The sequence below is a fragment of the Mesorhizobium sp. B2-3-12 genome (assembly GCF_006442205.1).
Taxonomy (GTDB): Bacteria; Pseudomonadota; Alphaproteobacteria; order Rhizobiales; family Rhizobiaceae; genus Mesorhizobium.
This window is the reverse complement of sequence record NZ_VFVR01000007.1, coordinates 142,539-166,229: the sequence shown is the minus strand read 5'-3', so window position 1 is coordinate 166,229 and position 23,691 is coordinate 142,539. Positions and strand designations below refer to the sequence as shown.

Annotated in this window: 20 protein-coding genes and 1 pseudogene; 11 read left to right on the top strand and 10 right to left on the bottom strand. The window is 61.1% G+C overall.

Annotated features, from left to right (window positions below):
• The first annotated feature begins 107 nt into the window (after positions 1-107).
• A complete protein-coding gene (locus tag FJ948_RS20400) occupies positions 108-1,367 on the top strand; it encodes an amino acid deaminase (RefSeq protein ID WP_140707522.1) in 1,260 nt (419 codons plus the stop codon).
• Between the two features lie 30 nt (positions 1,368-1,397).
• Here the strand turns inward: FJ948_RS20400 and FJ948_RS20395 are convergent, their stop codons facing one another.
• The 5 genes from FJ948_RS20395 to FJ948_RS20375 all read right to left on the bottom strand — a co-directional run bounded on the left by FJ948_RS20395 (position 1,398) and on the right by FJ948_RS20375 (position 7,939).
• Entirely contained in the window at positions 1,398-2,195 is a 798-nt protein-coding gene (locus FJ948_RS20395; protein WP_140707876.1) for a M55 family metallopeptidase, read from the bottom strand.
• Positions 2,196-2,338: 143 nt separating this feature from the next.
• On the bottom strand, positions 2,339-4,009 hold the full coding sequence (locus FJ948_RS20390; RefSeq protein WP_140707520.1) for a serine hydrolase domain-containing protein: 1,671 nt from the start codon (positions 4,007-4,009) through the stop codon (positions 2,339-2,341).
• Positions 4,010-4,029: 20 nt separating this feature from the next.
• A complete protein-coding gene (locus FJ948_RS20385) occupies positions 4,030-4,902 on the bottom strand; it encodes an ABC transporter permease (protein WP_140707518.1) in 873 nt (290 codons plus the stop codon).
• A complete protein-coding gene (locus FJ948_RS20380; protein WP_224542476.1) occupies positions 4,899-5,936 on the bottom strand; it encodes an ABC transporter permease in 1,038 nt (345 codons plus the stop codon). Before FJ948_RS20380 ends, FJ948_RS20385 begins: the two co-directional genes overlap by 4 nt.
• Positions 5,937-6,004: 68 nt before the next feature.
• Complete coding sequence (locus FJ948_RS20375) at positions 6,005-7,939, bottom strand: ABC transporter substrate-binding protein (protein ID WP_224695160.1); 1,935 nt, start codon at positions 7,937-7,939, stop codon at positions 6,005-6,007.
• 128 nt (positions 7,940-8,067) lie between these two features.
• Between FJ948_RS20375 and FJ948_RS20370 the strand changes: the two genes are divergently transcribed.
• From FJ948_RS20370 to FJ948_RS20355, 4 genes are all read left to right on the top strand, one after another.
• Positions 8,068-9,033: a LysR family transcriptional regulator gene (locus tag FJ948_RS20370; protein ID WP_224542478.1), complete on the top strand. Its 966-nt coding sequence runs from the start codon at positions 8,068-8,070 to the stop codon at positions 9,031-9,033.
• Positions 9,034-9,144: 111 nt separating this feature from the next.
• Positions 9,145-10,200, top strand: a complete 1,056-nt coding sequence (locus tag FJ948_RS20365) for an ABC transporter ATP-binding protein (RefSeq protein WP_224542479.1) — start codon at positions 9,145-9,147, stop codon at positions 10,198-10,200.
• Positions 10,197-11,144, top strand: a complete 948-nt coding sequence (locus FJ948_RS20360; protein ID WP_140707516.1) for an ATP-binding cassette domain-containing protein — start codon at positions 10,197-10,199, stop codon at positions 11,142-11,144. The genes FJ948_RS20365 and FJ948_RS20360 overlap by 4 nt, the downstream gene beginning before the upstream one ends.
• A 693-nt stretch (positions 11,145-11,837) precedes the next feature.
• The gene (locus tag FJ948_RS20355) at positions 11,838-12,818 is read left to right on the top strand and encodes a hypothetical protein (RefSeq protein ID WP_140707514.1); all 981 of its coding nucleotides are present in this window, start codon (positions 11,838-11,840) and stop codon (positions 12,816-12,818) included.
• A gap of 29 nt (positions 12,819-12,847) precedes the next feature.
• On the opposite strand, the gene FJ948_RS30685 is transcribed toward FJ948_RS20355, so the two are convergent.
• A complete protein-coding gene (locus tag FJ948_RS30685; RefSeq protein WP_224542480.1) occupies positions 12,848-13,003 on the bottom strand; it encodes a hypothetical protein in 156 nt (51 codons plus the stop codon).
• Between the two features lie 360 nt (positions 13,004-13,363).
• Here FJ948_RS30685 and FJ948_RS30680 point away from each other — a divergent pair, with 360 nt between their 5' ends.
• Positions 13,364-13,645, top strand: a complete 282-nt coding sequence (locus FJ948_RS30680; protein WP_224542481.1) for a hypothetical protein — start codon at positions 13,364-13,366, stop codon at positions 13,643-13,645.
• A gap of 290 nt (positions 13,646-13,935) precedes the next feature.
• On the opposite strand, the pseudogene FJ948_RS30675 reads toward FJ948_RS30680, so the two are convergent.
• From FJ948_RS30675 to FJ948_RS20330, 3 genes and pseudogenes are all read right to left on the bottom strand, one after another.
• A pseudogene (locus FJ948_RS30675) lies at positions 13,936-14,057 on the bottom strand (Flp family type IVb pilin); the annotation flags it as partial.
• Positions 14,058-14,219: 162 nt separating this feature from the next.
• Positions 14,220-14,474: a hypothetical protein gene (locus FJ948_RS20335; RefSeq protein ID WP_140707510.1), complete on the bottom strand. Its 255-nt coding sequence runs from the start codon at positions 14,472-14,474 to the stop codon at positions 14,220-14,222.
• 105 nt (positions 14,475-14,579) lie between these two features.
• On the bottom strand, positions 14,580-14,801 hold the full coding sequence (locus FJ948_RS20330; RefSeq protein WP_140707508.1) for a DUF768 domain-containing protein: 222 nt from the start codon (positions 14,799-14,801) through the stop codon (positions 14,580-14,582).
• 341 nt (positions 14,802-15,142) lie between these two features.
• On the opposite strand from FJ948_RS20330, the gene FJ948_RS20325 reads away from it, so the two are divergent.
• From FJ948_RS20325 to FJ948_RS20305, 5 genes are all read left to right on the top strand, one after another.
• Positions 15,143-15,337, top strand: coding sequence for a hypothetical protein (locus FJ948_RS20325; protein ID WP_140707506.1), 195 nt, complete (start codon positions 15,143-15,145; stop codon positions 15,335-15,337).
• A 660-nt stretch (positions 15,338-15,997) separates the two neighbouring features.
• Complete coding sequence (locus FJ948_RS20320) at positions 15,998-17,113, top strand: helix-turn-helix transcriptional regulator (RefSeq protein ID WP_140707504.1); 1,116 nt, start codon at positions 15,998-16,000, stop codon at positions 17,111-17,113.
• Between the two features lie 160 nt (positions 17,114-17,273).
• Positions 17,274-18,557, top strand: a complete 1,284-nt coding sequence (locus tag FJ948_RS20315) for a YadA-like family protein (protein WP_140707502.1) — start codon at positions 17,274-17,276, stop codon at positions 18,555-18,557.
• 107 nt (positions 18,558-18,664) lie between these two features.
• Complete coding sequence (locus FJ948_RS20310; RefSeq protein ID WP_224542500.1) at positions 18,665-19,210, top strand: hypothetical protein; 546 nt, start codon at positions 18,665-18,667, stop codon at positions 19,208-19,210.
• A gap of 61 nt (positions 19,211-19,271) precedes the next feature.
• Positions 19,272-22,613, top strand: coding sequence for an autotransporter domain-containing protein (locus FJ948_RS20305; protein WP_140707500.1), 3,342 nt, complete (start codon positions 19,272-19,274; stop codon positions 22,611-22,613).
• A gap of 81 nt (positions 22,614-22,694) precedes the next feature.
• Here the strand turns inward: FJ948_RS20305 and FJ948_RS20300 are convergent, their stop codons facing one another.
• Positions 22,695-23,612 carry an NADP-dependent oxidoreductase gene (locus FJ948_RS20300; RefSeq protein ID WP_140707498.1) on the bottom strand — a complete coding sequence of 306 codons (918 nt, stop codon included), beginning with the start codon at positions 23,610-23,612 and terminating at the stop codon, positions 22,695-22,697.
• Positions 23,613-23,691 lie beyond the last annotated feature (79 nt).

Below are 23,691 nucleotides of genomic sequence, written 5' to 3'. Positions count from 1 at the left end.
CCATTGTATGATTCATGCAAGCACCTTGAAGGCGGAAAACAAGACGCGAGCCGGCCGATGGCGCCGGAAATTCACCCGCCAGGAGCGCAGTAGGGAGCGCAAAGCCAATGAACCTGGACCCACTGGACGATCTGATCCTCGACGAGACTACAAAAGGCATTCCACCAGGCGTTTCGGCGCGTCTGCTGGACATAGGATCTATGGGTTGGAACCTTGTCCGTGGAGATGTCCCGTTGCCTGCGGCCATCGTCCGGGAGTCGGCACTCGATCACAATTCGCGCTGGATGCAGACCTTTGTCGGCAAGCGCAATGCGGTCATCGCACCGCATGTGAAGACGACCATGGCGCCGCAGATCATGCAGCGCCAGCTGCGCGACGGCGCCTGGGGTGTCACGGTAGCCACGCTCCATCAACTGAAAGTCTGCCGCCGCTTCGGCATCGATCGCATTGTGCTGGCCAACCAGCTTATCGGGAGGCTCGAGCTCGACATCCTGGTTGCCGAATTGACCGCGTCGCCCGCCTTCGATTTCTTCATGCTGGTCGACAGCCTGGATGGCGTCAGGGCAGCCTCCGAAGCCGTCGGGCGGGGCGGGGCGAAGGCTCCTCCTATCCAGGTTCTGGTCGAGCGCGGATATGCGGGCGGCAGGACGGGGTGCCGCGACAATGAGACCGCACTCGAAATAGCGCGCGCGAGCCGTGCAGCGCCGGAACTGAAGCTCTGCGGCATCGAGGCATTCGAAGGGTTGTTGAGGACTGGGAATGGCGGCCCCGCCGATACGGTCAGCACCTTCATCGACGAGATCGTCACTCTTTTCGACAGCTGCGTTCTGGAAGGTCTTTTCGAACGCACCCCGCCAATCGTCACCGCCGGCGGCTCCTCCTTCTATGATGTCGTGGTCAAGGGCCTGGCCGGCAGCAACGCGCAGATCGTCACACGCAGTGGCTGCTATGTCAGCCATGATTCAGGCGTCTACCAAGCCGAGCAGCAGCGCATTCTTGCCGCGACCGGAGAGCCTGTCGGACTGGTCAATGCGCTGGAAGTGTGGGCCCATGTGCAGTCATGTCCTGAGCCTGGCCTTGCCATACTGACCGCCGGCAAGCGCGATTTCGGTACCGATTCCGGCCTGCCCGCCCCGCTTCTGATTTCGCGCGGCGGCGGGTTGCCCGAACCATTGACCGGATGCGAGATTTTTGCCAGCAACGACCAGCACGCCTATATGCACTACCCCGCCGCGGCGGCTGTGCGGATTGGCGACCGCATCGGCCTCGGCATCTCTCATCCCTGCACGACGTTCGACAAATGGGATGTGCTGTTCCTCGTCAATGACGACTACGACATCATTGGTGCGGTTAAGACCTATTTCTGATCAAAATCCTTGTCACGGCGCCCTGTTGGTTCACACGACAAACCGTATGGCGCGCAGGATGTCGAAGAAATTGTCTGCCTCGAAGCGAAGCGTGCGCGCCGCAGGGTGCTCGATGCCGGGATACCAGCTTCCCCGGTAAGCTTCGATCGGCGTGGTATACTCGACTATGAGTTCGAACCTGTCGGCCAGTTTCGGCAGGCATTTCGACAGATCGCGCGACAGCGAGGCTTCCACGGTCCCGCGGATGGCCTTGACGGCGCCTTGCGGCGACAGGGAGGACGTGGCCGGTCCGAAGCCTTCGCTGGTCGCAACCGTTGATATCTCGGGCACCAGTGCCCTTGCCTCACCGCACATGCCGGCGTCGCCCGACAGGAAGACCGAGGGCACACCGTAACGAGCAGCGCAGTGCGCATTGAGGGTATATTCGGACGCCACCTCCCCGTTGATTAGCATTCTGGACACGGTGCCGGTCAACGTATGTGCCAGCGGGTTCGTGTCGGTTCCGGCCTTGTTGTGATAACCCGTGTAGAGAGCGGCATCGAAGCTTTCGTCAATGCCGAACATCATCGCATCGGGGTGTCCACTCCAGCCGCGCACGATGCGCACATAGTCGGGAAGCCTGGACAAGATGAGGTTGCGGGCCGTCGAGTGGGCGTCCTTGACGACGACTTCGGTAGCGCCTGCCGCTTTGGCGCCTTCGCAGGCTGCGACCAATTCGTCGGTCATCAGCTCGCGGAATTCCGCATAGTCGGGATTGCCCTTGCGCGCCTCGTCCCAGTTGGTAATGCCCGCCGTGCCTTCGATGTCGGCGCTGATGAAGACCTTCATGTTCCTGCCTTTCGATTTCGCAGTGGTCGTCGTGTCGCCGCTCACGCGGCGTCTGTATTTCTTGCCGGCCGTGCGGTCCATGACACGCGCTTCGCAAGGTCCGACCTCACATGGCCCGACCTCACATGCTCAGTGTCTGTTCCTCAGGCCGCCATTTCAGCCTGCCGGCGCACCAGGAACATCGGCCCGACCCGAATGCCCCGGCGGCCATTGTCGTCGACGGCGTCCAGTTCGAGGATCTCTTCCTCGTAGAGAAGGCCGTGCATGCGGAAGCGGCCAGCATCAACCGGCTCGCATCTATGGGTGCAGAAATATTCGATCAGGCATTTCAACTGACCGTGGCTGTAGCTGAGATAAGTGATGTTGAAATCCGGTCCGTATTCGCCCAGATGCGGCGCGATCTCGGGCGGCACCTTTTCGACAGGAAGCGTGTCGACACGCGACCAATTGGCTCCTTTCCAGGTCAGCTCGTTCGCCTTGGAGAAGGACAGGTTCATATGCGCGTAGTCGGCGCCGCGCCCATAGATGCGTCCGTCGATGACAAAGTCATTGCCCGAGACCGGGCGGATCTGAAGCGGCACGCCCTCGCCCATCAGATAGAGCTTACCGTCCTTGTTCTTGACCTCAACCACCTCGCCGCTTGCCTCTTGGCGATAGAGGCCAGGCAGCGCCGCGAACTGATCTTGCGTAATGGATGGCGGGTTCTGGTTGCGAGACGGCATGCGTCCCATGCCGCGATCGGCAAGTGCGATCCGCAGGCCGTCGCTGGCCAGCCGCGAGGCGATCTGATTGGCGAAATCAAGCGTCGCGAAGATCAGGATACCGAAACCGGCGCTGGGCAAAAGCATCATCTGAGATGCGTAACCATAAACGGCGCCGCCATGACCGACGGACGTCCATCCGTCCATATCGCCGACGCCGAAGCAGAGGCCATAACCGTTCAGGTCTTTGTTGTGACCTTCAGGGCGCTTGCCGATCGGGGTCCACATCTTGCGCAGCGATGCGGGACTGACGATGGGATCACCATTGGGGGCAAAGCCGCCGCGCAGCAGGCACTGCGTGTAGCTGGCCATGTCCGATGTGGTGGAGAAAATATTGCCGGCAGGCGAACCGCCGAGGTTGAACACCGGCGCTGGACTATCCCCGTCCAGCGTCCACATGTCGGCGGGCGCCAGCCTTTCGCGGATGCCCGGAGCCATCCCGGACGACGTGTCCTTCATGCCCAGCGGTTTGAGGATGTTTTCGGTGATGTAGTCGGAATAGCTCTTTCGCGTCACACGCTCGATCACCATGCCGACAATTGCAATGCCGGCATTGGAATAGTGCATGATGCCGGTGCTGGGGTCCTGCTTCAACGTCGACGTCGCAAGTTCGGCGACTGTGTCGGCGAGCGGCGGCTTGTGCGAATCCAGGTAGTGGCCGCTCTTGGGCTCGCGCACGATACCGGCAGTGTGGCTCAACAGCTTGGACAGGCTTATCTGAGAACCGTGCGGTCCGCTTTCGCGGCCGGCGAACGGATTGACCGGATGGAATCCTGGCAGGTATTCCGAGACATCGACATCAAGGTCGACCAGGCCCTTCTCGACAAGCTGCATGATGGCAACCGATGTAAAGGTCTTTGTGATCGAGCCGATGCGGAAACACGTATCGCTCTTCATGTCGAAGTGACGATCATGCCGCTGTATGTGGCCCTGCGATATCAGACCTTCCCTGTCGACAAGGGCATAGGAGATGGACGGGATCGCCTTGTCCTCCACCTCATGGCGGATAAGGTCTTCGAGAAGCTCGATGGCGCTGGGGGAAAGCGAAGACACGGAAAGATACTCCCTGATTTTCAATCTGTATGGCGGGGATCGAGAATGTCGCGCAACGCATCGCCGACTAGGTTCCATGCCAGCACGAACAGGAAGATCGCGGCGCCTGGAAAGGCCAGCGTATACCAGTACTGGAACGGATTGCCGGGTTGTCCAACGATCCAGTTGCGGGCGTAGGCGATGAACTGCCCCCAATCGGCGTAGCCCTCTTCCGTGCCGACGCCGAGGAAGCTGAGCGCTGAGGCAGTGAGCACCATTGAACCGGTGGCCATGGTTGCCAGGACGAGCACGGGAAAGAATGCGTTGGGCAGGATGTGGAACACGATCAGCCTGAAGTCGCCGGCGCCATAGCATCTGGCCGCATTGACGAAATCCATCTCGCGGATGCGCAGGATTTCGCTGCGCACAACACGCGCATAGCCCATCCATCCGAAGGTCGTCAGCGCGACCGTTATCGGGCCAAGGCCCTTCCCCAGCAGAGCAGTGAGCACCATTGCGGCGATGAGGAATGGCACCGCCATGAAGACGTCGACGATGCGCATCAACACCTCTTCGACGACACCGCCGTAGAAGGCTGCGATCGACCCTACGACCGTTCCGATCAGGACGGAGATGGCAACGACGCCGAGGCCGATCTTGAAGGCCGTGCGGGTCCCCCAAATGACGGCGTAATAGATGTCGTACTGTCCTTCAGTCGTCCCAAAAATCGCTTCTGGCGATGGCGGCTGCGGGGTTGCCAGGAAGCCCGCGCGCGGGGTGTCGTAGACCGACATCTGGAATTCCTGGGGCGGTGCAAGGACAGGTGCGAAAATCGCTACCAGCACGAAGGCTGTAAGCAGGAGCACGCCGACCAGCGACATCGGATTGCGCTTCAGATAGCCAAGCGCCCTCATCGCGTCTTCACCCTTGGATCAAGCAAGGGATAGATCAGGTCGACTGCAAGGTTCAGCACCACGAGTACGACCGCAAAATAGAGGCCGAAGCCAAGCACTGCGGGAAAATCCAGATTGGCCGCCGTCTTGGCCGCGAACTGGCCAAGGCCCGCATAGTCGAAAATGGTCTCGGTGATGACGACGCCGCCCATCATGGCTGCGAGCTCCATGCCTGCGATGGTCGTGACAGGAAGGAGCGCGTTGCGCCGGGCGTGATGCAGCTCCACCACTCGCCGGGGCATGCCCTTTGCCCGTGCGGTCCGGACATAATCCTGGCGCAGGGTCTCCAGCATCGAGGTGCGCATCACCCGCGTCATGTTGGCAAGGTTGACATAAGTCAGCGTGATCACGGGGGCAGCAAGATGCCTCAACGAATCCCCGAAGATTGCCAGATTGCCGTTGAGCAGCGCGTCAATCGTGTTCGCGCCGGTGTAGCGGGTGAAGCCCGGCGAAGTGACGGCAGCCTGCGCCCATTGGCTGAGGCGGCCCGGCGGGAACCAGTCGAGCGCCGAATAGAAAATCAGCAGCATCAGGAGCCCGAAGACATACACCGGGAACGACCAGCCCAATATGGTGAAGATGCGGATCAAATGGTCCGGCCAGCGGTTGAGATGGATGCCGGCCCGCGATCCCAGATAAATGGCAAGCAGGAACCCCGGAATGAATGCCAGCAGGACCAGCTCCAGCGTCGCCGGCAGGAGCGACGCCAGGGCATGCGCGACGGGCTGGCGCGCGGTCTCGGACCAGCCCATATTGCCGGTCAGGACATTGCCGATCCAGCGTCCGTATTGGAGGTAGAAGGGGTCGTTGAGCCCGTATTGTTCGATCATCTTGCGAATGCTCTCCTGACCGCCCTTCAGGAAGTCCGGCGACGGAGCGTAGGCGGCCAGCCGCTGCGTTGGCGACAGCGACATCTGCAGCGCAAAAAGCATCAGCGACAGGGCAAACAGAACGAAGGGCAACATCAGGAGCCGCCGCAAGGCGTAGTTCAGCACATCAGCATCCGAGCCATGAGGAATGGATCCTCTGCCGGGCGGGCGATGCCGCCCGGCAGACGCGAAACTCAGTCGGCCTTTTTCTTGACGGGATAGAAGTCCCAGGCGCCGTACAGGATCATGTTGTGGACGTAGCCGTCGATGTTGCTGCGGGTGACGATGTAACCGAAGTCCTCCCAGAGGAATTGTGTGGTGGCGTAGTCGTAGGACATTTCTTGCAGCTTGGCGTAGATCGGCTCGCGCACGGCCGGATCGCTCGAGGCCCAGGCCTGGTCGAGAAGCGGCTTGAACTTTTCCGCCATCAGGTCGCGGTAGCCCTGGCCCAGCATGCCGCCGACGAGTCCGGTCGGCGACAGGTAGTAGGTTGCAGCCCCAAGCGGACCACCAGGATCGGAATAGTCCGGTCCCCAGCCCATATAGGTTAGCGGTGCGGCGGGCTTCTCACGATTGTTGAGCTTGTCGGAGATCGATGACCAGGGCAGCGACTGGATCTTCATCTTGAACTTCGGGTTGATGCGCTGCAATCCCTGCTGGAGCGCCGAAAGCGCGGCCGTGCCTTGCGGCGTGCCTTCCTGCACGAAGGCCGTGAAGGTGAAGCCGGTATCCCACAGCTTGCCGCCGAAAGCCTTCTTGAAGTGCTCCGCGGCCTTGGCCGGGTCGTAGGTGTAGATCGGCGAGTCCGCACGGTAGCCCATGATGCCGCGCACGGTCGGGCCGCGTGCCTGCACGGTTTTGCCAAGCAGCGCCTGCTTTATCAGCGCATCGTAGTTCTGAGCATAGTTGAAACCCTGCCTGACATCGATGTCGGAGAAGAAGTCAGGGGGAATGCCGTTGCCGTCCAGCTGGCCGCTGCCGATGGCGGCGTTGTCGGCATCGTCGATCGGCCAGGCGAAATAGAGGCCACGACTGAAAACCTTGGGCAGGCCATCGATGACCTTGACCCCGTCGGTCTTGCTGAGCTCGTCCAGGAATTCCACCGGTGTAGCGACGAAATCGGCATCGCCCGAAAGCAATTGCAAGCGACGCGTCGTCCATTCCGGAACGGTGCGCATGACCACGCGCTCGAGCGAAGCCGGCCCCATGAAATAATTGTCGAAACGCTTCAGTGTGATGCGGCGGTCCGTCCTGTCCCACTCATCGAGCATGAACGGACCGGAGCCGTTTTCCTCGGCAAACAGCGGATCGTCGCCGAGTTCAGGGCGGTAGTATTTCTTCCAGGTGTCGCCATTGCCATCCCAGCCTCCGACGGAGGAGACCCATTCCTTGTCGACGATCGAGGCGCCGAACGGCAAGGCTAGGACGCCAAGCGTTGCAGGGAAGGATTTCGGCAGCTTCAGTGTGACATTGTCGCCCTCGACGGTGATCTGCGAAGCGAGTTCGTCATAGACCTTTCGAAGCGCTTCAGGGCTGGCAGCCTTGATATCCGAGACCTTGCCTTCAGCTTCGACCCATTTGGCGACGTCTGTGTATTTGCTGGCCGTCACCACTTCGGTGATGGCGTTGGACATCCAGGACTGGCCCATGAGAATGGCGCGCAGCAGCGAGTAGCGCACGTCTTCGGGCGTGATCTCTCCGAAGCCGGGTTCGATCTTGGCCTTCTGCTCTGCGCTCAGCCCGTCGAAATACTGCCAGGTGATTTTGCCGTCGTCTCCCTTGATGCCGACCTTGTGGGTGTGGACGCCCTTGCGGATCGGGAATGTATAGCTGACCGAGCCGTCGGCATTCTGTTTGATCAGGCCGTTTTCGAGGCTGGGCACTTGCGACGACAGTGAAGGTACGAACTCGGAAATCTGGGAGCCGTTGTAATTCAGCAGGCGGCTGTAGACGTTTAATACGCCGTACGAACTCGGAGTATTGGCGATATAGGCCGGATCGAAGGACTGAACGTCATCGGTCCAAAGGAAAACGAAGGTTCCGGGGTTTTTGGTTTCTGCCGCGGCAGGCGCCGCAACAGCGCCAATTCCCATGCAGAAGGCTATGGCCAGGGCGCGTTTCATTTTCATGGTGTTGTTCCCACAATTGGCCTAGGGCCTTTTCGACCCGAGGTCGTTTTTTATCGTTGCGAGGGAAGGTAGGAGGAGCCTTGCGCTGGTGTCCAATGCGTAGATAGGATCAGTTATGCGAATAATGCATGGGGCTGATCATGGAGCTGGCGTGGTTTGAAGATTTCCTCGAGATCGCCGCAACGCGGAATTTTTCGACCGCGGCGGCGTCCCGCAACATCTCGCAGCCTGCCTTCAGCCGGCGCATCAAGTCGCTGGAAGCATGGGTCGGCATTGAACTGGTCGACCGCAGCACATACCCGGTGCGTCTCACCAGCGCGGGCAACGTTTTTTATCCGCGCTGCCAGGAAATGGTTCGTGACATGTATCGGCTGCGCACCGATTGCCGCAACGCCGCGGGCGCCAGCTCAAGACTCCTGACCTTCGCAGCACTTCATACGCTGGCTATCTATTTTTTCCCCAAGTGGATCAGCCAGCCGGACATGCCCAATGCGCCGGTCCGCAGCAGCATGCACACTGGCGACTTTCTGGAATGCGTCGAACATCTGTCATCGGACAAGTGCGACTTTGCCATCACTTACGATCACCCCGACGGTCCGCCTGTGCTTGAGGGAGGCCCGTTCGAATCCTTGCAGATCGGCAAGGATCGCTTGGTTCTGGTCTCAGGTGTCGACCAAGACGGAGCGCCGCTCTTCGACATCGATGTGCCCGAAGGGACCGTCATTCCATATCTCGCCTATTCCTGGAGCGACGGCTATCTGGGAAAGCTGATCTCGCTCATCCAGTCCCGCTGGCGCCGCCCTCTCAATCTCAGCATCGTCTACCAGTCGTCGCTTGCCGAAGGCCTCAAGCAGATGGCGATCGCGGGACAAGGCGTCGTGTGGCTGCCGCAGATCTGCGTCCAGAAATCGATCGCCCACGGCGAACTAGTGCAGATCGGCGGTCAGCAGATGTCGCTGGAGATCGAGATCAGGATCTTTCGTCGCGTCGGCGCGCGCAATAGAGAAGGCGACGCGCTTTGGAAATATCTCCTGCGGACCGCCGAGCAAACGCGCGGGCGCAACACACTTGATCCAACACTCACCATGCGCTGAGACGGTTGAACGAACCGATCTCGCACATAATGCGAAATCCGATGGACACATGCAGAAATTGCATAACGCTGCGCAGCACGGCTGTAAGCCGGACATTGTAAGGCTGGCGTCGTGCTCGAAAACGCCCGGAGGCCTTCCGGTGGGGTTGCTCACAAGGCCCGCCGGCGAGTGGCCCTATTGACAGCCCGCGAGCTCACCGCGTTCGATGTGGATCAGCGTTTGCACGTGGAGCCCATTTTTTTGACAGCCAAGTCCGCCGCCACAGCCAACCTTCCCGACAATGTTGTCCTGTCGGTCGAAAACCTCGAAGTCTGCTTTGGGGCGGGCGCGACAAAGGCTGTACGGGCAGTTCAAGGAGTTTCCTTTCAGATCCGGCGCGGTGAGACGCTGGCACTGGTTGGTGAATCGGGCTCGGGCAAATCCGTAACCGCCATGACGGTCATGCGACTCACCGAATATGACGGCGCCAGGATCACGGCAGGGCGGGTCCTAATGCGGTTGAAGGATGGCCAGGTAGCCGATCTGACGCAGCTTTCGGAGAAGCGCATGGAGCGCCTTCGCGGCTTCGAGTTCTCGATTGTCTTTCAGGACCCGATGTCGAGCCTAAATCCTGTGTTTCCCATCGGCGACCAGATCGCTGAGGTGGTCATTCGCCACCAGGGCAAGTCACCGCGCGAAGCGCGCGACATCGCGTTGAATATGCTCAAGCTGGTACGCGTTCCCGACGCTGCCCGACGGCTCGATCAGTATCCGCACCAGCTGTCTGGCGGCATGCGCCAGCGCGTCATGATCGCCATTGCCATGGCGTGCCGGCCCTCGCTAATGATCCTCGACGAACCGACAACCGCGCTTGATGTGACTATCCAGGCTCAGATACTGGATCTCGTGCGCGCCCTGCAGCGTGAGATCGGCATGTCGGTTCTTTTCATCACCCACGACATGGGCGTGGTCGCCGAAATCGCCGACCGTGTCTGCGTGATGTTGAAAGGGGAAATCGTCGAGTCGGATTCCGTGGGCCAAATCTTTGCGGCTCCCCGCCATCGTTACACTCGCGCGTTGATCTCCGCGGTGCCGCGACTGGGTAGCATGGCCGACAAGGATGCGCCCGAAAAATTCCCGCTCGTCTTATGCGATGCGGAAGCCTCCGAGCCTGAGGCTGCAGCATGAGCGCCGGGTCGCAAGCGACGGACCGCAAGCCCCTGGTCGAAGTCCGCGACCTTATAACCCGGTTCGACCTGAAAGGTGGGGCCTTTGGCCGCGTCACCGGGAGGGTTCATGCCGTGGAGGGCGTTTCCTTCGATATTTTGCCCGGTGAGACGCTGGCGCTGGTGGGAGAATCCGGATGCGGCAAGTCGACGGTGGCGCGCAGCATAATGCAATTGGACAAGCCCCTGTCGGGCTCCATTCGCTATGATGGCAATGAGATGGTCGGTGCGCGGCGAGCGGCGCTCGCGCGGTTTCGGCGCGAAGTGCAAATGGTCTTCCAGGACCCGTTCTCGTCTCTCAACCCACGCATGACGATCGGGCAGGCGCTGACCGATCCCATGCGCGTCCACCGCATTGCACCACGCGGTGCGCTGCAGAAAAGAGCAGCAGAATTGCTTGCCAAAGTGCATCTGCCCCCTGAGTATCTCGACCGCTATCCACATGCGTTTTCCGGCGGGCAGCGGCAGCGCATCTGCATCGCCAGGGCGCTGGCGCTTGATCCTCGCCTGCTCATTGCAGATGAAGCGGTCGCGTCGCTCGACGTGACGATCCAGGCGCAGGTCATCAATCTTCTGATGGACCTGCAGCGCGATATGAGCATCGCGATCCTCTTTATCAGCCATGATATGGCTGTGGTGGAGCGCATCGCACATCGGGTTGCCGTAATGTATCTGGGCGAGATCGTGGAAATCGGCGACCGTCGTTCGGTCTTCGGCAACCCGCAGCACCCCTATACCCGCAAGCTGCTTTCAACGGTTCCGGTTGCTGATCCGGCACAACGATCGGTTGGACGAGAGCCGATGTCAGACGAGATTCCAAGCGCGCTACGCGGAATCGATTTCGTTCCGATACGCCTAGCAATGAACGCTGTTTCACCCACGCATTTCGTGCGGGAGACGGCTTGATCCGCCAACCGATGATGCCTGGGAAATTATGTCCACAGAACGTCGCTTGCCTGCCGAGATCTGAGCCCACTGATTGATGTTGGATGTGCGCACGTACCGATCTCGGCGAGTTTGGCATCGCTTGGTCGACGCTATGAACGCAGCGACGCTGTCCCGACCTTTCCGGCCAGCAGGCGCCGATCAGCGCAGAGGTCACCTAGGCCCTGGCGCAGCGCCTCGGTCAGCGCGCCATCGATCGCCTTCATGCGTCGGTTCCGTTATAAGAAAAACGCTTTTCTCTTATAACTCCATGACTCAGGGACGCCACCCGAAACACCGTGTGCTTGTCGGAATAGAACACCACCGGGCATGGGACCCGACCACGGCTCTCGGTGAAGGCCCGCGCAACGAATGACGCGGAGCGCAATCTCGCCTAGACCGTCCGACATTGGTCATAGCGCCGACAAGCTCCGTTCCGAGGCGACCAGGCAGGATACCTAGTCCATTTGAACGATGCTTTCTACGTCAGAAGACGTATACGGTATAAACGGCCGGAACAATTCTAAAAAAAGCAAGTTATTCATGGCTTTTGATTCGCTCCAACATGAGGCAGACTGCTGCAACGAAAATAACCCTAATTCACGCACGCGCATCCATTATGGCGTTTTTCTTGAGCACCGCGAGGGGTGCCTAGTAGACAGAGGACCGTGCCCAGTGACACCCACACATGAAGATTATGAGGAGTTCGATATTCGCCCGGCGTGGGTTCGCTTCAGCATCCGCCATTGGAGGTGGAGCGCCGTTCCCGGAGGCATCTTCCTCTTGGCGCTGATATCTCCGACGGACAATGGCGCCGAAATGCAGCAGCAGATCGTTGCTGCGCGAGGTGAACTGGCGTCGACAAAGGCCCAGTTGGTCCAGAGCCAGCACGCCGAGCGTACAGCAAGCGCGCAGGCAAGAGTGCTGGCCGGCACCTCAGCGGAGCAAGCAAACGCCTTGAATGAGGCGAACCAAACCAACGAAGCTCTCAAGCTCGATCTGGAGGCCGCGCGGCGCGTCATCAAAGGCTTGAATGCACAAGTCATTTCCTCGAACGAAACACGCAACGCAATGGAAGCGTCGCTGGCCGTGGCAAATCAATCGCTTGCCGAAAAGCGGGATAAGGTCGAACAATCCGAACACGAACTCGCAATGGCCCGTCAGGTCGGCGATGCCAATGCGAGACGCGCAGATTTGGCTGTGACCGAGCGAGCCGCCGACCTCCAGTTGGCTGTCGCTGCTGCAAAGCATGCCAACGAGGCATTGGACCTGGAACGCGCGCGCGCCGCTTCGGCCGCAAGTGATGTCGACGTTGCCCGTCAAGAAAGAGACGCGGCAAGGCACACATCTGCCGACTTGAGCGCCGCATTGGAGCAAGAGCGTCAAAAAGTGACCGACATGTCGGTTGTCCTTACCGCCGCGCGAAAGGCGATCGACCTTGTCAAGGTGCAAATCGCGCGCCGCACGGCGCAGATCGAGCACGCGCCGAGGACGCGTTCCACCACAGTTTCCCTTGCCGGCCGTAATGGCCAACCCGCCCGTCAAACAGGTTTGCAGGACAAAAACAAAGCAAAGATTGCAAGATCGCCGAAGCGGGTTCTGGTGGCGACAACGATTACTCTCCCCGATGCATTGCTTCCGACCCCGGCTAGATGACGATGGCCAGGAGCGCATCTAAGCTGGCGCTAACGCATGCCGCAGAGGTTTCCGAAATGGGCAAATACCTGGCAGCCGCTTTGATGATCGTAGCCGCCGCCGGACCAGCAGCGGCCCTCGATGTCGGTGGAGGTGGCAAGGTCGGCGGCCTTGGCGCGGGCGCTGGAGTCAGCGTCGGTTCGCAAGGCGTTTCCGCTGGGGTGGGTACAAGTGTCGGCGGGTCGGGAGGCGCAAGCGCTGGCGCGTCAGTGGGTACAGGCGGCGTTAGCGTTGGCGCGTCGGCAAGTGTGGGTGGCGCAAGCATTGGCGCGACCGCGAACGCTGGCACCGGGTCAGTCGGCGCAGGCGTTTCGGCTGGTGACACTGCGGGAACCACCAGCGCAGGCGTTTCGACAGGTGCCGGCACAGCAACGTCGGGCACTGCGGACACCGCGCCCGCCCACAACCTCGCGGTTTTCTCCGCGAATAGCGCAACAACCGCTGTCAGCCTCCCATCCCTCCTGAAGCCTTTCAGCACACGTGGCGGCGAACCTGGGCGATCTCAGGTGGGCTATCCCTTTGCGCCATTGGTGTCGCTGAAAGCGGAGCCAGGCACGCCGCCCAAAGTTGTGAATGCGTGCCGCGCGGCTATCGCGTCTGCCGCGACGCCGCTTGGCGCCGTGCGCGTATCCGCCGTCAGCGGCGGCCCGATGCGCCAACGCAACGCTGGTCTGGCGGCGCCGATCGAGGTGCGAATAAAGTATGCGCTCCGGGGTGGCGTACAACTGCGACAGGCGAAAGTCCTGTGTCGCCTTGATGCAACGGGCAAGGTCATCGCGGTAACGTAACGGCCGGCCATCATTGATCCGGCCATCGGCATAGATGCCGAGCTTGCCGAGCTGAATTGGCAACGCATTCGCCTCCGTCCGGTCCGGATGCCTCAGATGGGTCGGCGTTATGCCGGTCTGCTGACGGAAGACACGGCTGAAATAGCTGGCAGGCCCGCGTTCATTGAATCCCGGTCAATGTCTGAGCCCAAGGCGGGAATCTTGCGACTCGGTGATGGTCCGCGGCGCCTCACCCGTTACTACGAGCTAGGATTGGCCGAGGAGACACGCGGATTAAGACCCGCTGCGCTTCAACGTTTGCCGGTCTTGGTGAACTTGGTGTTGACCGAATTTCCAAGCGCGCCTGCACCGGTAATGATGGCAAGCGCGATCAACGCGCGATGAGACCATATTCAATTGCGGTCGCACCGGATCGTCGAGCATGAGCGGGAAAAGGGTCGGCCCGTGGAGCAGGACGAGACCATATTTGAGAGCATGCGAGAGAGCTTGAAAGTCGCGCTCAAAGCTCTCCGACGGGTCGACAAGGGGTAAGCTTCGCAGGCGGCAAAAATCATTTCTGCTGGGGAAATTCGGATCAGTTCTTCATGAACTTGACAGCGACGCCGTGAGCGCGCCGCCGTCCGCTTCGTTCGGCGCTCACCGGTTTGTGATTGAAGACCGACATGCAGGGCACCTCTGCGAATGTGCCGTCCGGCATCCGGCCCCTTGCTATTTCTATCAGCGCCCGTGATGCCTCATCTTCAGCGGCTTCCAGGCTCGGAAGGTCGGTACCTTCGGTGTCCGGGTATAGAGTTCCGTTGTCGTTCAGGTCGAAATTATAGAGCGCCATGCCCCTCGAACATAGGTGCGTCGCGTTTGTTCCTCACCTGCGCTTACGCGTACGGATTGGTACAGAGAAGCGAGAGCGCGCACCGCGTGTCGACCTGCGAATTCCTCAGTCCAGAAGACCAGCATCATGATGCACGATGGCATCGGACACCGCTTCATAGACGCTCCCGGTCTCCTCCTCGATCTCGGTACTGCTGATCCCGATTGCCTTTCCGTCGGCAAAAAGCTTCTGGATCGCCTCGGCGACGGAGAGCACGTCTGAACTGGCCATGCCAGACACATTGCTGCTTAGCCACTTGTCGAGGAAATTGACGCCGCGCGTACTCATGTAGTCCTCATCCGGGCAACGTAAGCAAAGGTTCGTTTCTCGCCCTTCATCTCGGTGACACGGAACCAGTTTTCTTCCTGTCGCCTGAATGTGACGGGCTGGCCGATGTGTGCCTCTGCCGCTTTGAACGGTAGCTGGGCAGTGACCATGCTCGACCACACAACCAATCCGGCCGCCATGACCTCAACCCGATATTGCGGCACCTCGCGCCCCGCGATTGCTACCAACGCGATTCAATCAGCTTGCGCTAAAATGGTTCCAAACCTGGGAATTCCTGCGCAGTGCAACGAAGGGCACGGATTCACGTTGCGCATCGGAATGGATGCTCCGGGAGATTGAGGGTGCCGAAATATCAGGTCGAAGAGATGGACGGAGAGACGGTCACCGCCACTCACGTCGTCAACGCAACGACGCCGATCAGAGCCGCACGCGAAGCGACGGAGCGCGACGTGACATTGCGCACGACCGAGCAGATTTGGATCAGGGTGGCCGACGAGAAGCGAGGCCACATCTTCGAATACACGTTCAGTCTTTAGGAGAGAGACTCCTTTCGACGCGGGGCGCGCCTAACGGTGCTCGACGCGCCGGAGTGCTTCAAGCGCCCTCTTCATGCTCTCGCGAATGCTCTCAAGCAGGCGCTGGTCCTGCTCCACAGGGCGACCCTTTGCCCGCTCTCGCTCGATGGCCCTATCTTGGATGGACAGAGCTTTCTCATAGTAGTGAACGACTTTGAGAAGATATGATCGGACGGTGCTCATGCTCCCCCTGTTCGGGGCGAAAGCATGATGTTCACTTCCAAGCGTCCGATTGCCGGAAACCGTCACAGACGACCAAGGCACTGTATTCCCTGTTGGGGCAGATAGCGAATCGAGCCATCACATTGACGGCGTCGCCCTCGCTCTCTGTCAGCGCCTGGTGGTCCTGCGGGTCGCATGGCGGGCGCAGTAGCTCTCAGGCACCGCGTCGGCCTCCTTCACTCTGCTTTTGGTCGTGGCCGGATCGTGTTTGGAGAGCCGCCTGCAATCGTGCGGCGGTGAGGAGAATGCTGCCCGGTATCGGCCTTCAGGCTAACAATACTTCCGCTCAAGAACATCTTCTGGTTGACCACAGGTTTAAGCGTGGCATGTTCGGAGGAGGGTCGGTTGACACGAGTGCGGTTGTCCATCCCTGACGCTCGCCCGAAAAAGGTAAGGCCGATGTTCGATGATCTTACAGACGAGATCTACGAGGCTGCTTTTATCCCCGATCTGTGGGCCGGCGTCCTCGAGGCGGCCAGCGGCATTTTGAGCTTAGTCAGCGGCTCTATTTTCGTCATCAGCGATAGTTCTCCAACACGCGGCAGAATAAGCGACAATTCCTTGGGTCACAACGCCGCCTACGACCAGATCCGGCCCCTGTTTGAAGAATTTTTGATCGGTCACAACTGGAAAATGTCTCCTGGCGTCATGCGCATGTACGACATGAACCCATCGAGCTTCGTCCATGTCGAAGCCTTCATGAGCGAGGAAGAAATCGAACAGGATGCGGTGCGGATGCGGCTGCGGGCGGCGGGAATTGGCGCTCACCTCTGTTCAGCGGTTTCAATGCCGACCGGCGAACTGGTAACGTTTGTATTCCAGCGATGGACCGACCAAGGCATTCCAGATCAGGCCTCGGTGGACCGGCTCAACCTGCTTCGTCCGCATTTTGCGCGCGCTGGCTTGGTGTCCGCGCGATTGGGAATGGAACAAGCCAAGGCTACCGTTTCGGCGCTGGACGCTATCGGGTTGCCTGCGGCGGTGCTGACCGCGTCGGGGCGGACCTTGACCACCAATGCCCTTCTGGAAGACATGGGGTCGGTTGTCCTCGCTACCGCTCAGGGAGGCATGGCACTCACCAACACAGTCGCCAATGCGCTTTTTCAGGAAGCAATCACTCACAACAGGCACAGTCAGGTCGTGCGCTCGATCCCCATCCCAGCGAAGGAGGAAGAGCCTGGGCTGGTCATTCATCTGGTACCGTTGCGGCGAGCGGCGCACGACATCTTTTCAGGTGGCGACATCCTGGTAGCCGCGACAGCGGTTAGCGCCAGCAACATGGTGCCGTCGCCGAGTGTGCTGAACGGCCTGTTCGATCTGACGCCGGCCGAGGCCCGACTTGCCGCGACGCTCACCTCAGGCAAGTCATTGAAGCAGACAGCGTTGATCTGCGGCATTCAACCCACGACCGCGCGCTACTATCTGGAGCAAATTTTTCGCAAGACCGGAACAAGCCAGCAGAGCCAGCTCGTCGCGCTGCTCAAAAGTGCCACGCCCCTCGGCCGCCAAAGGTGAGGGCCAACCCGAAGTTCCGGCGCAACAGGCGGAAAAAAATGCCCACACCCCTGCCATATGACAGGTAGGCAAAGCAGCAGTCGCCCGGCAAAGCTCCCGCCATGGATGTCCTCGGATCGGCTCTTCCGGTCTCAACGGGGACTTGGAATCGGGGGCTATCATGGACATTCGAGCGTTGACGGGCATTCTGGGCGGAGCTGCGGTAACGCAGCGACCTGACCGAAGCTATCGGGTTTCAACGATGGCTTTGGTTGCTTCGATGGGGTTTGTCATCGCGACATTCGCTCTAGAGGATGCGTCGGCCGGCGAGTGCGCCGGCGGCCACGACGGCGGCAATGCCAACAGCCTTGCCTGCGGCGATGATACAAATCTGCCACTGGGATTTGCCTTCACTCCGGACCCGTTCGGCGTCGCAATCGGCCCGAATGCGTCGGTGGCCGGTGTAGAAGGTTCCGCTGTTGGTTATAGCGCGGGTGCCAGGGCCCAAGGGGCCGCGTTTGGTGCCTACGCGAAAGCGGGGTTTGCTCCCGGCATATTGAGCAGCGGTGACACGGCCGTGGGGATGGGTGCGGAAGCTGGCATGGGTGCCTCGGGCCAAGATGAAGCCACCGCACTCGGCCATAATTCAACCGCAAATGCCCTGAATGCCACCGCGCTGGGCGCCGGCTCGACAGCCAACTTTACAGGCTCTACCGCACTCGGCCAAGGCACATCAACCGCCCGCGACAACCAGGTGGCGATCGGCACCGGCGGAAACACTTATACGCTGGCAGGCGTCAATTCGCAGGCGAGCAAAGATGCCCAAGGCGGCCAGACCTATCTGATGACGACGGATGGCAGCGGCAACCTCGCAGCCTCGACGTTCGATACCGCGACGCTTGAGGCCCTGCCGGCCCAGGTTGCCCAAAACAGCACCGACATCACCGCTCTGAACACCACAGTGAACAGTCACACAACACAGATCACCGCCAATACCACCGAACTCGCCGATCACGAGACGCGCATCACCAACAACACGACCGAGCTTGCCGACCACGAGAGGCGGATCACCAGCAACACCGATGCTATCGCTGTAAATACCGTCCAGATTTCCGGTCTCGACACGCGGGTCACCGCCAACACCACCAACATCGCGCAGCTCGATGGACGGGTCGGCGCGTTGGAATCCAGCTTCCAGCATCTCGGCGGTCAGATCAGCGAGAACCGCACCGAGGCGCGGGCCGGAACAGCCCTGGCGCTGGCGACAGCTGGACTGCGCTATGACGATCGTGCTGGCAAGCTGTCACTTGCCGGCGGATTCGGCAACTTCAAGGGGCAGTCGGGCCTGGCGCTTGGACTGGGCTACAACCCGAGCCTCGACTTCCGCCTCAACAGCGCGATCTCGGCAACCACGAACCATGGCGATGTCGGTGTCAGCCTCGGCGCGTCCTGGACCCTCAACTGACCTTGGCTTCGACAGTGCCGATCGCACGCATATGGCGGACCGGCGTGCGGCCAAGCTGTCTTGGGCGGGGGGCGATCGTTGCCGGCGCCATTCTGGCACTCGCGACGATCGCTGGGCCGCCGTTCCCCGCCCACGCGCAGGCCAAGGAAAAGCGCGTCGGCCAGAAGGCGGCTCAGGCCGCCGACATCGATCGCAATGGTGTGCTGATTCTGACAAGGAGTGCGTTGCTGGCCTTGGACCAGGCGAACAAGACCGGCAATTACACCGTGCTGCGCGATCTCGGCTCGCCGAACTTCCAGGCAAACAGTGCTGCCAAGCTCGGCGATATCTTCGCCAGCCAGCGCAACCAGGGGCTCGATTTCAGCGCCGTCGCGGTGCTCGAGCCGCAACTGACCCTGCTGCCGCAGATCGAACGGAACGGCATGCTGCACATGGCGGGCTTCTTCCCGTCAGCTCCGCTAAAGGTAAATTTCGAGCTGCTGTTTGAGCCCGTCAACCGGCAATGGAAAATCTACGGCGTCTCGGTCAACCTCACGCCAGGCGGCCCGCAAGCCCCGGAGACGCCTGCTGCCGTTCCGGTCAAGCCCGCCGGCTCCGGTCCTCCACCCAAGGCACCGTCACTCGTCGTCGAGCCTGGGAAGGTCAAGCCATAGCGGGCCGCCTCAGACGCATTGCTGCAAGCCAGGTTCTTTTCTCAATCGGAGATCGCATCAAATGGCCGACGAGACTATGCGCGAGGGGTACGGCTGCATCCTCCACCCTGCGGACGCATGGATGGTCCGCTGGCCAAGCGTCTATGGGCGACGTCACGGCTGGTGTTTGGTGCTGGCGGTCGCGGCGGCGCTCGCGCCAACATCCGCCATCGCCCAGATGATCATCGACGATACGACCGTGACAGCTCCGCCTGATCTGCACGTCGCAGGTGATCTCTACGTTGGTACGCACGGCGTCGGCGCTCTCACCGTCGGGGCGGGTGGCACGGTCACGAACGGGTTCGGCAATATCGGCAGCAGCGGCACCGGCAATGGTACGGTAACTGTGTCGGGCGCGGGTGCCCTGTGGGAGAATTCCCAGGAACTCAGTGTGGGTATTTCCGGGACCGGCACGCTCAATGTGGGGGCGGATGGCACGGTCAAGAATTCGTATGGCTATATTGGCTGGGGCACTACCGGCTATGGTACCGCAACGATCTCAGGGGCTGGGGCGCTGTGGCAGAATTCCCAGGAACTCAGTGTCGGCAATCATGGCACCGGCACGCTCGATGTCGCGGCGGGCGGTACCGTCACCAATACTTATGGCTACATAGGCTGGGGCTCCACCGGCAATGGCATGGCAACGGTCTCAGGCGTTGGCGCGCGTTGGGAAAATTCCTACGATCTTCACGTGGGACATGACGGCATCGGGGCGCTGAATGTCGAGGCGGGCGCCACGGTCACGAACCGCTATGGCTATATCGGCTCCGGCAGCACCGGCAGTGGCACTGCGACGGTTGCTGGTGTGGGCGCGCTTTGGGAGAATTACCACGCTCTCAATGTCGGCTTTTCCGGAACCGGCGCGCTCAACGTCGGCGCAGGTGGCACGGTCAAGAATACGTACGGCTTTATCGGTACCGGTAGCACCAGTAACGGCACTGTGACAGTCGCCGGGACAGGCGCGTTATGGGAGAGTTCTCTCGATCTCAATGTCGGTAATAACGGCACCGGCGGGCTTGGTGTCGGGGCCGGCGGCACGGTCAAGAGCGGGGATGGCTATATCGGCACAAGCAGTACCGGCGATGGGCTCGCGACGGTCGCGGGGACAGGCGCGCTGTGGTACATTTCCACGGGTCTTCGTGTCGGCTATGTGGGCACTGGCGCCCTCACAATCGGGGCGGGCGGCACCGTCAAGAGTACGTTTGGTAATATCGGTCAGGCAGGCACCGGCAATGGAACCATGACGGTCGCGGGAGCAGGTGCGCTGTGGCAGAATTCCAACATTCTCATTGTTGGCGTTTCCGGAACCGGCGCGCTCAATGTCGGCGCGGGCGGCACCGTCAAGAACAAGTCTGGCTATATCGGCACCAACAGTGGCGGCATTGGTGGGGGAATGGTCTCGGGGGCCGGCGCGCTGTGGGAGAATTCTCTTGAGCTCCATGTCGGTGATGCCGGCACCGGCGTACTCGCTATCTCTGATGGCGGAACGGTTCGCGTGGGCACCAGCGGCGCGGGCGCGGTCTCGATAGCTGACCACGCTACCAGCACCGGCACGCTTGTGATCGGGGCAGCGGCGGGCAATCCGGCCGCAGCACCGGGAACGCTGGATGCCGCGCTGTTGAATTTTGGCGACGGCGTCGGCAGTTTGGTCTTCAACCATGCCGGCGCCGCCTACGAATTCTCCGCAGCCCTAGCCAGCACTGGTGTCGGCACGCACAGCCTTGACCATTACAGCGGCACCACCATGCTGACCGCCGACAGTTCGGGCTTCACCGGCGCGACGAATGTCAATGGCGGCACGCTAATCGTAAATGGCTCGCTCGGATCATCGTCGCTGATTACAGTCAATGAAGGCGGGGCACTGAAGGGAACCGGCGCAGTCGGCGACGCTCTCATTAGCGGTGGGGTGTTCGCGCCGGGGTCGGGCGTGCCGGGAAGCTTCGTTACGGTTTCCGGCGATCTCAACTTTAACGGTGGCATTTACCAGGTGTTCGTCGATCCCGTGACGTCGTCGTTCGCCAGGGTGACCGGCGTGGCCGATCTGAGCGGGGCCACGTTGGCGATTAGCGTCAACGGCCCCCGTGTGGGGCAATTCAAGGTGCTGACCGCCGCTGGCGGCCTCGGCGGCACGGAGTTCGCCTCGATCACCGGCATCACCAACACCGCGTTCCTGTCGATGACGGACAGCTACGACGCCGATAACGCCTATCTCGATGTGACGAAGGTGCGCGATTTCGCCGATGCGGGTCAGACGCTCAATCAGATCGCCGCAGGCAATGGCGCTGAAAGCGTGGGCAGTGGCAATCCCATCCATGACGCTATCGTAGTGCTGCCGACGGTGGCGGCCGCCCGCGATGCCTTCGACCAGTTGTCGGGCGAGATCGTCGCATCCGCCAAAGGCATGTTAGTCGAGGACAGCCGCTTTGTCCGCGACGCCGCAAACAGCCGCATTCGTGCCGCTTTCGGGGATGCCGGCTCCGCCGCGCTGCCGGTGATGACCTATGGCGAAGGCGGTCTCGAAATGGCTGCCGCCGACACTGACCGGTTCGCCGTCTGGGGCCAGGCCTTTGGCTCCTGGGGCAAGACCGATGGCGACGGCAATGCCGCCGCCCTCGACCGCTCCACCGGCGGCCTGCTGGCTGGCGCCGACACGCTGGTGGGCGGCTGGCGTGTCGGTTTGCTCGGCGGGTACAGCCATTCCTCCTTCGATGCCGGCAACCGCAATTCCTCCGGCAACGCCGACAGCTACCATCTCGGCCTCTATGGCGGCACCAATTGGGGTGCCATCGCCTTCCGCAGCGGTGCCGCATATAGCTGGAGCAGTCTATCGACACATCGTTCCATTGCGTTCAACGGTTTTGCCGATGGCCTGTCGTCCGACTACGATGCCGGCATCGCGCAAGTCTTTGGCGAACTCGCCTACAAGGTCGATATCAGCAACGGCTTCAAGCTCGAGCCGTTCGCCAACCTCGCTTATGTCGGCGTGCACAGCGACGACTTCACCGAGACCGGTGGCCCGGCGGCGCTGACCAGCACCGGCTCGACCATGGATGCCACCTTCACGACGCTCGGCTTGCGCGGCTCGACCGAACTGATGCTGGGCAACGTCAGCGCCACCGCACGCGCCATGCTCGGCTGGCGTCATGCCTTTGGCGATACCACGCCCCTGTCAACCGTGGCCTTCGCCGGTGGCGAGGCCTTCACTATCGCCGGCGTGCCGATCGCCGGAGACGCAGCGGTGATCGACGCAGGCATCGAGATGCAGATGTCGGACAACGCGACGCTCGGCTTCTCCTATTCCGCGGAGTTCGGCGGCAGCGTGGTCGACCAAGGCACCAAGATCGATCTTAGCTTGCGGTTCTGATTGCACATTAAACTCGGACCTGTTCCGAGCCTCTTGCGGCGAGGTAAAGCGTGCGGGAGAACGCGCTCTCTCCCCGAGTCCTCACGGACGGACGCGGATGATCGTTTTCCCCGTGCGCCGCTCAGCCGAGTTGAACGTGTCCACGGCATCGCCCAGGGCTGAGACCTTGCCGATGTTCGTCCGCAGTCTTCCGTCCCGAATTCGGTGAACCATTTCGGATAGCTGCGCGCGATCAGCCTCGACGACGAAGTCGATCGCCTGGCCATCTGCTGGTCGAATATTCGTCGGGCCGACGACTGTCACAAGCGTTCCTCCGGCCCGGATCAGCGCGGCGGACCGCTTCTGGACATCGCCACCGATGACATCGAACACCAGATCGACGCCGCCAATGTCTTCCAGGGCGTCGTTCCCGAGGTCAACAAATTCGTTTGCGCCGAAGTCGAGCGCCTTCCGGCGATCGGCGGCGCGACCGGTGCCAATGACATAGGCGCCGGCCTCCCGCGCAAGCTGCGTCACCACCGAGCCGACGGCGCCGGCGGCGCCATGCGCGAGCACGCTCTGTCCTGACTGAAGGTGGCCGTGCTGAAACAGGCCCTGCCATGCCGTCAGGCCCGAGATCGGCAGACTGGCCCCCACCTCGAAGTCGACATCACTGGGCAATGGCGCGAGATTGCGTGCTTCCATGGCGACGTACTCAGCAAGTGTGCCGTCGCGATGCCAGTCTGATAGGCCGAACACCCGCTGACCGATTGACAGCCCCGTCGTGCCATAACCCAGTGCAGTGACCACTCCGGCCAGCTCATGGCCGAGGATCGACGGCGTCCGGTCACGGAAGGCCCGATCCGCCCAGGTCGAAGGCCACTCCAGTTCAGTGTTGACGAAACCCGCCGCATGAACCTGTACCACGACGTCGTTTATGGCCGCCTGTGGTTCGGGCCGCTCCACCAGCGTCATTCCGGCCATTCCCGCAGCCTGGTCCGTCACTACGATGGCTTTCATGTGAATTGTCTCCTCTTGTTTGAGGTAAGTTGCAGGCGCAAGGCCTTTTCGATCTCCCACGCAGTTGGCTACCGGCTCG